Genomic DNA, 14,357 nt, shown 5'->3' with positions numbered 1-14,357 from the left:
TGGGGCGATGCATGGTCGTGATTGGAAATGGACTCATGAGAAGTCAGTCTCGAATCCGGAGCGAGCGGGGCGCGCCAACAGAGAATTCGTTTCGTCGTCGCCGAGAATTTGTTCGGTTTCCGCATCCCAGCGAAGTGAACGGCCGAAACGAGCAGACAAGTTGGCGAGGTGACAAATGTCAATTGCGCGTAAATGGCTGGTGACGTCCGAGATCGGTTCGATGCGTTCTCGCGTGCAATGGAAGAAGTTCGCCCAGTGGTTGCGATGTTGGTTGTAGGGCGTCGGTAGGTTGCGATAGACCTTTGCGATGGCGCCTTCGGGCAGAGGGTTGTCTTTCAACTGCTCCACCGGGGCACCAGTCAAGTCGCCGCGACTGACAAAGATGCGGCCGCGGTCGCCCTCCAGAAGAACACCGTTTCTGCCTTCACTGTTGATTTGCAGTTCGGTGCCGTCTTTCATCTTGGCCAGCATCGCGAAGGAGTGCGCCGTGTTGTACTGGTCGCTCTTGGTTGGGTAGCCATCTGCGAAAGGCACTGGTGTCTTTGCATCGCCTTCGATGGAGACCAATTCGTCGGATTGTCCCGCTTCTCGAATTGCCCAACATGCGATGTCGACGTGGTGGGCACCCCAATCGGTCATCTTGCCGCCGGAGTAGTCGTACCACCAACGAAAGTTTTGATGAGCATTGGTTTTGCCGAGATTCCATTCGTCCGCTTTCGGATCAGCGACCAATCGAAAAGGGGATTGCGGTGCGGGACCCAACCACTGATTCCAATCCAACCAAGTGGGAACTTTGGCTGTTGGGATCGGGCCCGAGACCGAGCTGCCTCCGATCGAAACCGTGGTACGATGAATCCGTCCCAGCCTTCCCGCTCCGGCAATGGCGACGGCTTTGACGAACAGATCCAAGTAACTCCGTTGCATGGTTCCGACTTGAACCACACGATCGGTTTGTTGCTGAACCTTGCGAACCTGCTTGCCTTCGTCAACGGTCAATGTGAGTGGCTTTTCGCAATAGACGTCTTTGCCCGCCAACATCGCCTCGATCAAGATCTTCGCATGCCAATGATCAGGCGTGGCGATGTAGACGACGTCCACGTTCTTTTGGTTCAGTACTTCGCGATAGTCGTTGACTCCGCGAGCTTTGCCACCGCTGAGGTTTTGCACGGCTTTGTCGCGATGATTTTGATCCACATCACAAACTGCGACGACGTCGCACATGCCTTTGGCAAAACGCATGTGGTTGTGTCCCATTCGGCCTGCGCCAACCAGCGCTAAACCGGGACGGTCGTTCGCCGATTCGGTTTCCGCCGCAACCGTGGATCGAAGATGAGCTGGGGCCAATGTTGCAGCTGAAAGGGCAACGGATTGACCAAGGAACCGGCGACGATGGGTACGGAACGTCATGACGGGTGGGAGTAAGTACGAGGTAAATGAGAAGGATCAATTGCAGACATGTTGCCGTGTCGGCTTCAATCGATTGGTTTGCCGGACTGATACGCGAATTGAATCTCGTCCGCCGTCAACGCGCGGGCGAAAACCGCGAATTCATCGATGCGGCCGTTCAAATTTCGAACCAGCCATTCATCGTAGTCCTCCGCTGGGCTCCAGTTCCCCAGTTCAGCTTTTCCAATTCGAAGAGGCCATGGTCCACTGCCAAGAGCGTCGATGCGGTTCGGTTCGCTTCCGGTATCCATCGGCAAACGCGTCGCGATTTCTCCATTGAGGTAGTGAGTCATGGTGCCATCATCTTGGTCGACCACCAGAGCCAGATGGACCCATCGACCCAAGTCTTCGTACCCTAACAATCGCGGCGTGTTGTAAATCAAACGGAGCGTTGTCGGCGGTTTGATGCCGGAACCGATGCTGCCGTTGGATTTCAGTTGCCAGTGCAAATGATGATTGTCAAAGAAATCGCTGGACATGATGGAGCTGAACACTCGATCAAATCCGTCGACACGCAACCACGTCGACATGGTCAAATTTCGATACGTGCCCGGCAGGTTGAACCTGACTCGGTTGTTGGGCCGTTTGAAATCCAATGCGAGCTTGCCTGACCAACGACCCGGCGCCCATTCGCATCCCAAAATCGTTCCATGAATCGAATTGGATTTGCGGTTAGTCAAACGTCCCGGTTCATTCGGGTCCGGTTCAAAGTCGTAAAGCACCAGCAAGTCCGGATCTTCCAAAAGGTTCTCCATCCTTGATTGCCATTGTTCGACACGGCGGCGATCGGATTGTTCTTTCAGTCCCTGCATCTTGGCGATGCTGGTGAAACGTGTGGGCTGGGTTTCAACCGAGGACCACTGAATGTCGTTCATACCACGAGCAATCGCATTGCCACCCAAAATCCGCTGGGGTTCGCTGGTTTCTTCCAACGATTGCAGTTCGACTTCGCCGTTGAAAACATGCAATTCTTGCAGCCCATCACGACCGACATCCAAACCGAACTCCGTTCCCAAGTCCACGAATCGGTTGGTTGCGGTTTCGATCGTAAATCCCTGGGCGCTGTCGGGAACGAAACAATGAATTTTGCCAAAATGAAGCACGCCACGTTGGTTGGAAATCAGATCCAGTCGTGCGGGGCCTTCCAAAATTGCAGTGGCTCCATTGAAGAACGCCAAATGAACAATCCCCGCGTCCAGCTCCAAAGTCTGGGAGGCCAGTTCGTCGCCAATTCGAGGGACGTTTGTACCATCGACCCAGACCGGTTCCACCGCTTGTTGCAAGATGGCCAGGCTGTCCTTGCGTCGCGAACCTGTTGCCGTGGGGACGACGATCGAATCGGGAGCTTGCACAACTCGAACGGTTGGCGTGCTGTTGACTTCGGGTGGAGTCACTTTCAGTTGAACTTGTCGATCCAGCGTCACTGATTGTTGCCAAACCACCACTGCCAGGAACGTCGCGGCAATGGATGAGAGAGACGCCACCGCCATCCATGCTTGCGGAGCGATATTGCGGATCCAAGGTGTCGCTGAATGGTTCGCATCGCCGGTGGTATGACGAGATAACTGCTCGCCAAATGATTGCGTTGGATTGGGAATGCCATCGTCACCATTCGATTGGGTATCAATGCACTCATGCAAATCGGCATGAACCGACAATATTTCGTGATAGTGCCGTCTGTATTCCGCGCTACTGCGCAGTAAATCCTGGAGCGTTTCCAATTCCTCTTTGGAAATGCACCCGGCACAGTATTGATCGATCAGTTCGTCCAGTTGTCGATTCATGTTCCCCGCTCAATGTCCTTTGGACCGGTGGCGAAAAAAGTGGCGATTGACGAGTTGGGTGTCACGTTGTTGCCACCAATTTGCTTCGAACGCAATCCTTCAAACGTCTGCGCAGACGTCCAAGAGACTTGTAAAGTGCGTTGGAGCTGGTTCCGAGTTGTTCCGCCATGTCGATGATGGTGGTCTTGGAACCATAAGCCGTCATCAACAGCCGTTGGTCGTTCTCGCGAAGATGCGTCATGCATTCCTTCAAGTAAGACTGCCGAAGATCCACAGCTTCCGAAGTGATGTGCGATTCATATTCGTTGGCAAGTTGTTCGATCAGTCCTTCATCGAACACCAGTCGATCCCGAGCGAGTTTGCGGCGGTACATCAACGTTTCGTAGCGGCAGATGACGTAGGCCCAAGGCAGAAAGCCGTCGTCGTTTTCGAGTTGTGAGAATTTCTTCCAGAGCGACGTGCATGCGTCCTGCATGATCTCGTCGACCGCATCACGATCGACGACCAAATGGAAGAGGAAAGCGCGAAGCTTTCGTTCGTGGGTCGTCAACAAACGGACGAATCGTTCGACATCCGCGTGATTGATTGAAGAGTCCTGTGATTCCATCTCGCAGTCATTCGTGAAAAGAGCCATTGGGTGGCAGGGCCACATCTTCGGCCTACCAGAGCTACTGCCGCTCGTACGAGAATCAGCCTCGAAAGAATTTAATTCGATAGATTTTTTGACGAATCGTTGAGATCGGTCCGTTGATCAAAATCTATAGCCACCGAACTCCAAGCGTTGCCACCACTTCCGATTTATCTATAGATGAGCGGCGGGTCGAAACTCTCGCGAAAGTTACAAAAACCTTTGCAATTTCCCAAGAAAAGTTGGCTAGATGAGAATCGAGAGGCAGTAATCCTCCAAGGCGGTATCTGAACCGCCATTGTACGGATTTTGGAGCGATCATCTGTCGTGTTGTGACGTCTTCGTTCTATAGAGATCCGCTTTGGCTAAGTCAACTTTTTGAGGAATCATTTGATGAACGAACGAGGGCGAATTCGTCACGCCGGTTTCACGTTGGTGGAACTGTTGGTCGTGATCGCAATCATTGGTGTGTTGGTGGGCTTGTTGTTGCCCGCCGTCCAAGCGGCTCGCGAAGCAGCACGCCGCATGAGCTGCAGCAACAATTTCAAGCAACTTGGCTTGGGCATTCACAACTACCACTCCGCCTACAACCAAATGCCAATTCAAGGCACGGGTCCGTATGGCGACGAGAGCCGTGGTCCCAACAACAATGGCAACGAAGGATCCGAGAACCGTCGATCCACCAAAGCTCAAGGCAGCGCTTTGATTGGAATGATGCCATTCATGGAGCAACAAGGTTTGTGGGAGCAGATGACCGTCAAAACGGTCAGTGACGATGGAGTGATCTTGTACTGGCCGTTTGGATCCAATCACACCTACGGAGGATCCGACGTCGCTCGCTATAACCCAGCTCGAACTGAAATCCCAACGCTTCGCTGCCCCAGCGATCCGGGGACCGGATTGCCAGCTTTGGGTCGTACCAACTACGCCATGTGTCTGGGCGATGGGATCTGGAACAATCACCGCGGAATCAAGAGCCGTTTCAACAACTCCACGGTGGTGGGTGCTTCGGCCGAACCACGTTGCCGCGGCATGTTTGTTGCGCACGCCAGCATGAAGTTTCGTGATGTCTTGGATGGATTGAGCAACACCATCGCGATGGGCGAAATCGCCACCGATCTTGGTGACAATTTCGCGACCACGACGATCGGGACTAACTCGTCCAACAACGAGATTCTGTGCAATCCAAACGCGTGCGCCGCGTTGGTGGATCCAGAGCGGCCCACTTACTGGGATATCAACAATGGAAGCTACGTCCCGTTGATCAATGGCAACGTGAAACGTGGTTTTCGTTGGACCGCCGCGGGTGCCGCTTTCACCGGTATGAACACCATGCTGGCTCCCAACAAACCAACCTGCACGCGTAACTCCGGCAATGCCAATTCCTACGAACATGTCGGAACCTTCACCGCCAGCAGCCGTCACCAGGGCGGTGCTCACGTGTTGATGGGCGATGGAGCCGTCAAATTCATCACGGATTCGATTGACTCTGGAAACTCAGACGCTCCTCCGGTCGATCCCGGCCGCAGTGGTTGTGATCCAACGGCTGGTCGAGCAAGCCCCTATGGGTTGTGGGGAGCCCTGGGCACACGTGCCAGCAAAGAAGTCATCGATCAAGAGTTCTGATCGAACGGTCCAGTCGGGTCAGCATGAACCAACCAGTGTGGTCTCGATTGGAAACACCATGGCGAAACGCGAGCAAGTAGAACATTTCAATCACTTGCTTGCGTCAGCGGTCTTTTGCTTGCGTCACCGGCTCGCCGAGTTGTGGCCGGCGGAAACCGAACATACCAAAGTTCAGCACAACCGCGAGCGAGTGCATCAAACAGCGAGTGCGGCAAACAATGACTCCCCGTTCACGCGACGGGCTGTTGTTTCCATGCCACCGACATTTCTTCATTCACCTACGAAACAAAATCTATGTTGAAAACGATTCTTGCCCTGACGGTCTGTTTTGGATCCGTTGGATTGTTGACCGGATGCTCCTCCAATGAACCTGTCCTGCTGGATTACAGCGAAGATGATTTCAAGGCGATGGATGAAGCTGCCGGCATCGGAGCCGACGGAGAAGCTGTTGAGGAAGCTGAATTCGAAAAGTTCTGATCAACAACAGAGGCTTCTCGAAACAACATGAAATAGGCGGGGGGAGACACGGTTCTCTTCTCGTCTTTCCTTTTTGTAGGGCATCCGTGTTTTGTTACACACTGTTTGACGGAACTCTTTATCACCGCACACCAGGAGCTACGCTCCAAACTGCTGCCGACTTCTTTTGCGCACCCCACGAACTGCCTCCCTCCGCTGAGTCGAATCAGCAACCTTTCCCACCTGCCTACCCACCTTCTCGATGAACATCCTGACCACTTGCAAGGCCACCGGTGTGGTCTTTGCGTTTCTACTTTTGTCGTGCGAAGCGGCGGATCGTTGCAATGCGAACGAAGCCTTGCCGACACCCGCTTATGCGGAGATCGAGTATCACGATCGGTACTTGGACCCGCAATGGCGTCCCAGCATCGAACCTGGAATGACTCTTTATGTGTCCCCGGAACGTGAACCGGGGAATGAGACGCCGGCCGATGGATCGAAGCAGAACCCGTTCACTGACTTGAACAAAGTGCGCGATCACCTTCGTGATTATCGAAAGGCGAGCGGACTTCCCCCTGGCGGTGTGGAAGTCGTCTTGAGGCCGGGACGATACAAGTTCGAGCAGCCTGTCGTGTTTGGAAAGATCGACTCCGGGACTGCCAAATCACCGGTAATCTTTCGTGCCGAACGAAAAGGCTCAGTGGTTTTCACCGCAGGCGAATCGGTCGATCTAAAAGCGGCGAAGGTCGCTTCGGGAGCGGACCTGGATCGCTTGAAACCATCCGCCCACGGTGCCGTCATGGTGTTGTCGATCCCGGCGTCGCAGCAATCTTTGTTGAGCGAGTATCGACGACCTCGACAGATCTCTTTAGATGGCAATTTGTTGACACTGGCTCAGTGGCCGAATCTCGGGTACTGCCACATTGATGATATTTTTGACCAAGGCCCGACGACCCGATGGCTGAAACCCGGGGAAAAACCAGTCCCCGGAAGTTTGGATGCACCCAACGGTGCGAGGTTCGACACGGTAGAAACACTCTCGCCACTGGTGCAAAAAGAGTTTGCTCGAACCCGAAGCATGCAAGTGGAAGGCTACTTTCACAACGATTGGTATTTTCAACGCGAACCAGTTGGAATGATCCGCGACGGAGTCGTGCAACTGATGCAGCACACACGCTACGGAGTTGCCAACAAAATCAAGTCCATTCCTCGTCGCGTACGCCTGGTCAATGTTTTGGCCGAATTGGATGAACCCGGTGAGTGGTACTACGACGCCGACGACGCACGTCTGTATTTCTGGCCGACGGAAGGATTTGATCGGCGAAGTTCCACACTCGCTTTGTTGTGGTCGGAGCATCCCGCGATTCTGCAGCTGAAAGATGTTTCATACACCGTTTTTCGTGACATTGTTTTCGAAGACACCGGACGCGCGGCGGTAACGATTCAATCCGGTGAAGCGTGTTTGCTTTCGGGATGCACGTTCCGCAACGGAGCCCAACGTGGCGTGTCGATTGACGGCGGTTTGCGTCATGGGATCACCGGATGCGAATTCCATGATTTGGAAAGTGCCTTTTCAATGCGTGGTGGCGATTTCAAAACGCTGGAACGTTGTTATCACCATGCCACCAACAACGAAGTTCACTCGTGTCGTCGTCGCGGATACGGCGTGATGGGGATGAACGGCGTCGGGATGTACTTTGCCCACAACCTCGTTCATGACATGAATGGAGCGCTGAGTTTCAACGCGGTCGACACGCTGATGGAATTCAATGAGTTTTACAACATTGGTTACGAAATGGGTGACTTCAACGTTGCCTATTGCGGGGCTAATTGGCACATGATGAACAACGTGTTGCGTTTCAATTTCGTGCATCACTTGTTCGAGCCCGGCGGGCATCCCATCTTTGGCTTTCGCAACGACGATGGTGGCATGGGATTGCAGATGTTTGGCAATGTCTTCTATCGGTCGGGTCGGGGTGCGGCTCAGTTCCAAGGACCGTTGAACTCATTTCGCAACAACATCACGATGAAGTCCGGTCACATGTGGTGGACGAACAAATCAGCCATTACGGCGGACGAAGTTGCTGCCGAGTGGAAAGGTTTGGAACGGTTTGGTCGCGATCTGCCCCATGGTGACAAAGGCGACAACATCTATCTGCTGGAGCAGATGCTGGGGAAGAACGGATGGAACCGTCCGCCGTGGAGCGAGGAGTTCCCAAAGCTTGGACAAGCCATCGCCCTGAATCCATTCGCCCAAACCTTCTGCGTTGTGGCAGACAATTATGTGAACGAAGTTCGCGTTCCGTTCCACGTCCACGGCGGTTCGGGAACGGTGGAAGGCATGGAGAGTCGGAAAACGGGACGCGTCACTGACCTACCAAAAAGCGGTCATTTCGAACTGCCTGAGAAGATCGGTTGGGAGGCATTTGTCGACGTCAAAAAATTGGACTTCACATTCCGCGAAGATTTCCCGACGCCCAAGGGCTTTCAACCCATCCCGTTTGATCAGATCGGATTGAAAACGGATGCTTCTCGTCCAGAACCAGTCGACCGATCCTACCGAGCTCGGGTGTATCAGCGTTTTAAAGACGAACGCGGCGGTCGCTACGACGCGGAGTCGATCAACGCGAGATACCGTTTGATGGCGAACTAGGATTCACCAAAAAAGCGAAGTCAAAAAAAGCAACGAGCCGTCTGTTGGTGGGCCCGTTGCTTCGGCGGATGTTGAATGCTCTCAACTCCGAGTGATTCGACGCTGCTTTAAAGCGCGACCGTCACGGTTTTGCTTTCCAAATAAGGCTTCAGGCCTTCGGTTCCGAGTTCGCGGCCTTGCCCACTCATCTTGAATCCGCCGAACGGTGCGGCGGCGTCAAAGACATCGTAGCAGTTGACCCACACGGTTCCTGCGCGAACGTTGGCCGCGAAATGGTGCGCTTTCTTGATGTCTTGTGTCCACACAGCGGCGGCCAAGCCAAACATCGTGTCATTGGCTCGTTTCAAAATGTCTTCGCTGTCCTTGAACGACAACACGCTCATCACCGGACCAAAGATCTCATCACGCGCGATCGCCATGTCGTCCTGAACGTCGGTGAAGACGGTTGGTTCAATGAAGTAACCACGATCACCGGAACGTTTGCCACCACTGACGCAGGACGCACCTTGCTGGTTGCCTTTGTCGATGTAGCTCATGATTTTGTCGAATTGGGCTTGGTCGATCTGGGGACCTTGTTCGGTGGCCTGTTCGAACGGGTTACCAACGACGCGTTTGTTCGTGAGCTCAGTGAGCTTTTCAACGAAGGCTTCGTGAATGGATTCTTCGACGAAGACGCGACTGCCGGCACAGCAACATTGGCCTTGGTTTAGATACAGACCCACGAAACTGCCTTGCACAGCAGCGTCCAAATCCGCGTCGCTGAAAATCACGTTGGGACTCTTACCACCCAGTTCAAACGTCAACCGTTTGAGTGACTGAGCCGAGTTCTTCATGATCAACTGAGCCGTGCGGTGCTCGCCCGTGAACGCGATTTTGTCGACGCCGGGATGGTCGACCAAGGCACCTCCCGCGGTCGGACCAAAGCCGGGAACGACATTGATGACGCCATCGGGAAAGCCAACTTCTTTGGCGAGCTGAGCCATCCGCAGGCAAGTCAACGGTGTTTGTTCGGCTGGCTTCATCACGATGGTGCAGCCGGCGGCGAGTGCCGGTCCCCACTTCCAGGCGACCATCAACATGGGAAAGTTCCACGGGATGATTTGACCGACCACCCCGACTGGTTCTTTCCGTGTGTAGCACAGGTAGTTGCCACGAATAGGAACCGTTTCGCCCTGGATCTTGTCGGCATAGCCGGCGTAGTAACGCAGCGCGTCGATTACCAAGGGCAAATCCGCATGCCGTGATTCGCGAAGGGGTTTGCCGTTGTCGAGCGTTTCGAGTTGAGCCAGTTCATCGATCTCATTTTCGATCGCATCGGCAAGCTTCATCATCAACCGACCGCGATCCCGAGCGTCCATCGTTCGCCAAGGTCCGGAATCGAACGCTTTGCGAGCCGCCTTCACCGCCGCGTCGATGTCTTCCTTGTCACCTTCGGCGACTTGGACGATCTCTTCTTCGGTTGCCGGGTTGATCGTGGCAAAGGTCTTTCCGCTGGCCGAATCACGCCACTGGCCGTCGATAAAAAGCTGGGTGTGGCGGACTTTCGGGGGTGCTATTTCCGGAAGCATTGTCGACATCAGAGATCCTTGTCAGCTGCGTTGGGGATGGAAACCAAGTTTCAGCTTAAGGCTTCTGTGCGGCGGATGCCAACATTTGAGTCGCGGGCGAATTCCTCTTCCAAACCCCCGTGTTTGTTGCGGCACGGGACGCGAGGAAGTGGATGCTGTCGACAGGCTGATCGGCCGGCAAAGCGGTGATGAGCTTGTCCAGAAGGCTGGATGGTATTACCGCCGCGTGGGTGCTTTTTGAAAAGACGCTGGGCGGGTGCCGGAGCTCCGCTTCGCTTCGGTACGGCCTACGATGATGTTGGAACGAGTCACGAAATTTGTGCGAATCGGTACCAGGCGGCTTGCGCCGCACCGCTAACAATGCGATGGCTAAACCTCAGCCCTCAGCCCTCAGCCCTCAGCCCTCAGCCCTCAGCCCTCAGCCCTCAGCCCTCGTTAGCATTCGGGGTCGGGGGTGGTGGTCAGCGGGTGCCCGTTGATTTGGTTGATCAACATTCGCAAGCGGCCCAGACTGCGGCGATTGAAATGGAACACCAATCGTGGCAGCTCGGCCAATTCGGGTTCGCTGGCTTCTTGCGGCAGCGGTCCCGTTTGCTCGAACGTGCCGCTCTTCACGATGTCCGCGAATTCGTCCTGGATTTGCGCGAGCTGTTCGTCCGTCAGCTTGCGTTTCATCCGCAACACCAACTGTTCGCGAACGTAACGTTGAGAGTGATAGACGTCGTAGAACGTCAACAGTTCCTCGACCGCGTCGTCGACTGAGTTCGTGATTTTGTAGAGTGCCACATCCTCGGGACTGATCATCCCGTTGCACATCAGTTGTTTGTCAAAGAACTTGCCCAAGTCCTTCCAATAACTGCCGCCGGGGTGATCCAAAAAGATCAACGGCATCATGGTTTGTTTGCCGGTTTGCAGCAGCGTCAGAACTTCCAAGCCTTCATCCAGCGTGCCGAACCCGCCAGGCAGGCAGACGATGCCGCTGCACTCTTTCAAAAACATCAACTTGCGAGTGAAGAAGTACTTCAGCGTGACCAGTTTGGGATCGTTTTCGATGAACTCGTTCGCGCCTTGTTCGAACGGCAGCATGATGTTCAGACCCATCGACGCGTCGCGTCCCGCGCCTTTGTGACCGGCTTCCATGATGCCGCCACCGGCTCCGGTGATCACCATCCAACCGTGAGCCGCCATGCGACGACCCAGGTCCACGGCCGCTTGATAGTCGGGACGATCGGGAGCCGTCCGGGCAGATCCAAAGATGGTGACTTTGCGTCGACGGCGATAAGGCCGAAAGACTTTGAACGCGTAACGCAATTCGCGAAGGGTTCGTGAAAGAATCTTCACATCGCCGCGAGCGGTCTGGTCTTTCTCGAGACGCTCGATGGTGTGTCGCATGACTTGAAACAGGTCCTGCGATTGATTGTCCGAAATCGGATCATCGATCGGTTGAGGACGTTGCAGTTCATCTTCCCCAATGGCTTCGGCGGGCAAATTCTTTGGGTCGTCAGTCATGAAAAGCGTCCAGAAAAGAAGATCAGCAGGTTGCGACGGGCGGACAGGGTACCACGAATCGGGTGTTCACCGGAACGCGATTGTAGAACGACGACCAGCGACGTTTGGTTCGTGGGTGGCTTGGTGAAACGGCTCCGTTTTGCTCCACTGGCGGCATGAACAAAACACTTCATTTTGATTGTCTGTCGGGAATCAGCGGTGACATGACGTTGGGAGCCCTGATCGATTTGGGCGTGCCCGCCGATCAGATCCAGCAGGGACTTCAATCGCTGAAATTGCCGGAGCTGAAGCTACGCACCGAGGAAGTCAAAAAGTGCGGTTTCCGCGCGATCCAAATCTATGTGGACCATCCGGAGGAAAAGGCTCACCGCCACCTGCACCACATTGACGAGATGATCGACCAAGCCGCCGACATCAACGATTCGGCGAAGGCTTTGGCGAAGAAGATCTTTCTGTGTGTCGGCGAAGCCGAAGCCAAAGTGCACGGTTGCACGCTTCGCAAAGTCCACTTTCACGAGGTGGGCGCGATTGACTCGATCGCGGACATCGTGGGTGTCGCGATCGCCATCGACGCATTGGACATTTCGCGAGTCACCTCGTCTCACATTCCGACCGGCACCGGTGCGATCACCATCGACCACGGACGTGTCGCGGTACCGGCACCCGCGACCGCAGAGATTCTGACCGGTGTCCCGATCATGGCTTGTGATATCGAATCCGAGCTGACGACTCCCACCGGAGCCGCGATCATCAAGACTCTCGCGAGTTCCTTTGGACCGGCCCCAGCGATGACTCCGCTGCGAGTCGGCTACGGTTCGGGAACGCGAGACTTGGAAGGCCAAGCCAACATCTTGCGAGTGACGCTGGGTGAGTCAGTCAAAGGAGCGTCGTCGAGCAAATTGGAAACGGATCGAGTGACATTGCTCGAAAGCAACATCGACGATGCTTCGCCGGAGCAACTGGCAAACGTTTCCGAAGCCCTGATGCAGCAAGGTGCGTTGGATGTGTGGCAAACGCCGATCGTGATGAAGAAGGGACGTTTGGCAAGCACGGTCGCGGTGCTTTGCGAACCGGCCAAGATCGATGCGTTGCAAACGTTGCTGTTCACGCACACCAGCACGATTGGCATTCGCCGCACGGAGATGGATCGATCGAAGTTGCCTCGCGAACAACAAACCGTGCAAACGCCGGATGGGCCGGCGACGGGAAAGACCGTGCGCCTACCGGATGGTTCGTTGAGATTCTCGTTGGAAAACGATGAGGTTCAACGATTGTGCCGCGAAACGAACAAGACCGCCGACCAGATTCGTCAGGAAGCACAGTCGGCGTTCGACGCAACGAAGTGAGTTCGCTCGTTGCCAATGAAAAAAGCTCGGCCGTGAATAGCCGAGCCTTGGTTGGGCTCAGTCGGCCAAGAGTGGCCAATCTACATCAATGAGTTGAGCTGAATTACTTTCGGCGAGTTTGGTTTTCGCCGTCTGCAATTTGGGCTGGTCCGGTGTAGTTGTCGCGGAAGACCTTCCAGTCCGAAGGTGGTTCTTGATCGATGAAGTTTTGCAAGAACAACTTACGCAGGCTGGCGTTGATCGAGTTGCGTTTCACGTTGGTGAACTCGTAGTGGTCCCACTTGGGTTGATTCTTTTGATCGAAGTTGGGGGCGTACATGATCAACGCTTGCGGTAGGAACGTCTTTGCGTCCAAAGCAATTTGCACGACCTTGTATTGAGCTCGGTCGGCTTGGTGTTTCGGGTAAGCCGCGATCAAAATCAATTCGGGTTTGGGTGACTGCATCGGTTGGACCCAGTACCGTTCTTTGATCTGTTGCGCGTTGGCATTGAAGACAAACGGCAGCGGGCTCTCGATGATGTTCTGTCCCTGCATGTGTGGCGGCAGTTGCTGGATCTTGCACTGCTTGGTCGCGTGGTCGAATTCCTTCAACTCGGTTCCGGTGCAAACCCAGTGTTCTCCATAGAGACCTGGTTTGGCCGAATATTTGGGTTTGCCGTTCTCGTCCTTGCCGTCGTAACTGACGACCGCTTTGACTTGGAACAAGCCTTTGTCGGGATTGGCGTACTTGATCACGCCTTCGGCTTTGTTGGCGTAGATACCCGCGGGTGCAGCGAACAAATCGAAGTGCCAACGTTTGAATTCGCACTCAAGTGTCTTGGTGCCTTGGCTCTGTTGTTCCCAAGCCGACAAGATTTGGTCGAGTCGTTGCTGCTCGGCGGCACTGAGCGGTGGAAACGGAGCCGCGTTGGGATTGGTCGCCGCTTGGGTGGATTGCGATTGAGCGGGGGCCGCACCGCGGGTTTGAGCCATCAGGGGAAGGCTCGTCATCACCACACTCGCGACACCGCACGCGGCGGCGAGCAAAGCGGGGCGTGAGGAAAACGGGCGGCGAAACACCGAGAAATTCAAACGCATCATCCTTGACGCTCGTATCAAATGTGGAGGCGGACCATCGGGCCAATCGGATTGGCCGGCCAATTGAATGGGGACTCACTGGATCAGCGGAAGCCGATTTGCCGAGCCTATCGAATGGGGCAAATCGGTCGAAAGCCCGAAATGGGTCAAAAACGTCCAGGATGGAAGGTTACGCGGTCCCCCAAACGACCCTGTCTGGGGGTGCGTCAGCTCGAAATCGAGGTTTTCGGGGTGTCTTTGCCGCCTAGGTTGCCTAAAATGGA

10 protein-coding genes are annotated in these 14,357 nt (G+C 54.8%); 4 read left to right on the top strand and 6 right to left on the bottom strand.

Annotated features, from left to right (window positions below):
- Nucleotides 1-33: 33 nt before the first annotated feature.
- The 3 genes from LOC70_RS02950 to LOC70_RS02940 form a co-directional block, all read right to left on the bottom strand.
- A complete protein-coding gene (locus tag LOC70_RS02950; protein ID WP_255715204.1) occupies nucleotides 34-1,407 on the bottom strand; it encodes a Gfo/Idh/MocA family protein in 1,374 nt (457 codons plus the stop codon).
- Nucleotides 1,408-1,472: 65 nt separating this feature from the next.
- Entirely contained in the window at nucleotides 1,473-3,230 is a 1,758-nt protein-coding gene (locus LOC70_RS02945; RefSeq protein WP_230251727.1) for a LamG domain-containing protein, read from the bottom strand.
- A gap of 61 nt (nucleotides 3,231-3,291) precedes the next feature.
- A complete protein-coding gene (locus tag LOC70_RS02940) occupies nucleotides 3,292-3,837 on the bottom strand; it encodes a sigma-70 family RNA polymerase sigma factor (protein WP_230251726.1) in 546 nt (181 codons plus the stop codon).
- Nucleotides 3,838-4,251: 414 nt separating this feature from the next.
- Between LOC70_RS02940 and LOC70_RS02935 the strand changes: the two genes are divergently transcribed.
- The 3 genes from LOC70_RS02935 (at nucleotide 4,252) to LOC70_RS02925 (ending at nucleotide 8,593) form a co-directional block, all read left to right on the top strand.
- Nucleotides 4,252-5,484 (top strand): DUF1559 domain-containing protein, encoded by a 1,233-nt coding sequence (locus tag LOC70_RS02935; protein WP_230251725.1) that lies wholly within the window; start codon nucleotides 4,252-4,254, stop codon nucleotides 5,482-5,484.
- A 294-nt stretch (nucleotides 5,485-5,778) separates the two neighbouring features.
- Nucleotides 5,779-5,961 carry a hypothetical protein gene (locus tag LOC70_RS02930; protein ID WP_230251724.1) on the top strand — a complete coding sequence of 61 codons (183 nt, stop codon included), beginning with the start codon at nucleotides 5,779-5,781 and terminating at the stop codon, nucleotides 5,959-5,961.
- A gap of 241 nt (nucleotides 5,962-6,202) precedes the next feature.
- Nucleotides 6,203-8,593: a right-handed parallel beta-helix repeat-containing protein gene (locus LOC70_RS02925; protein WP_230251723.1), complete on the top strand. Its 2,391-nt coding sequence runs from the start codon at nucleotides 6,203-6,205 to the stop codon at nucleotides 8,591-8,593.
- 107 nt (nucleotides 8,594-8,700) lie between these two features.
- Here the strand turns inward: LOC70_RS02925 and LOC70_RS02920 are convergent, their stop codons facing one another.
- Complete coding sequence (locus LOC70_RS02920; RefSeq protein WP_230251722.1) at nucleotides 8,701-10,170, bottom strand: aldehyde dehydrogenase family protein; 1,470 nt, start codon at nucleotides 10,168-10,170, stop codon at nucleotides 8,701-8,703.
- 426 nt (nucleotides 10,171-10,596) lie between these two features.
- Nucleotides 10,597-11,670, bottom strand: coding sequence for an LOG family protein (locus LOC70_RS02915; RefSeq protein ID WP_230251721.1), 1,074 nt, complete (start codon nucleotides 11,668-11,670; stop codon nucleotides 10,597-10,599).
- A gap of 155 nt (nucleotides 11,671-11,825) precedes the next feature.
- Between LOC70_RS02915 and larC the strand changes: the two genes are divergently transcribed.
- Nucleotides 11,826-13,016 (top strand): nickel pincer cofactor biosynthesis protein LarC, encoded by a 1,191-nt coding sequence (gene larC, locus LOC70_RS02910; RefSeq protein WP_230251720.1) that lies wholly within the window; start codon nucleotides 11,826-11,828, stop codon nucleotides 13,014-13,016.
- A gap of 103 nt (nucleotides 13,017-13,119) precedes the next feature.
- On the opposite strand, the gene LOC70_RS02905 is transcribed toward larC, so the two are convergent.
- Nucleotides 13,120-14,007 (bottom strand): TIGR03009 domain-containing protein, encoded by an 888-nt coding sequence (locus LOC70_RS02905; protein WP_230251719.1) that lies wholly within the window; start codon nucleotides 14,005-14,007, stop codon nucleotides 13,120-13,122.
- Nucleotides 14,008-14,357 lie beyond the last annotated feature (350 nt).

This window comes from Rhodopirellula halodulae (assembly GCF_020966775.1).
GTDB classification, from domain to species: domain Bacteria; phylum Planctomycetota; class Planctomycetia; order Pirellulales; family Pirellulaceae; genus Rhodopirellula; species Rhodopirellula halodulae.
Note: the sequence above shows the minus strand (reverse complement) of the source record. Positions and strands in the feature narration are given on the sequence as shown.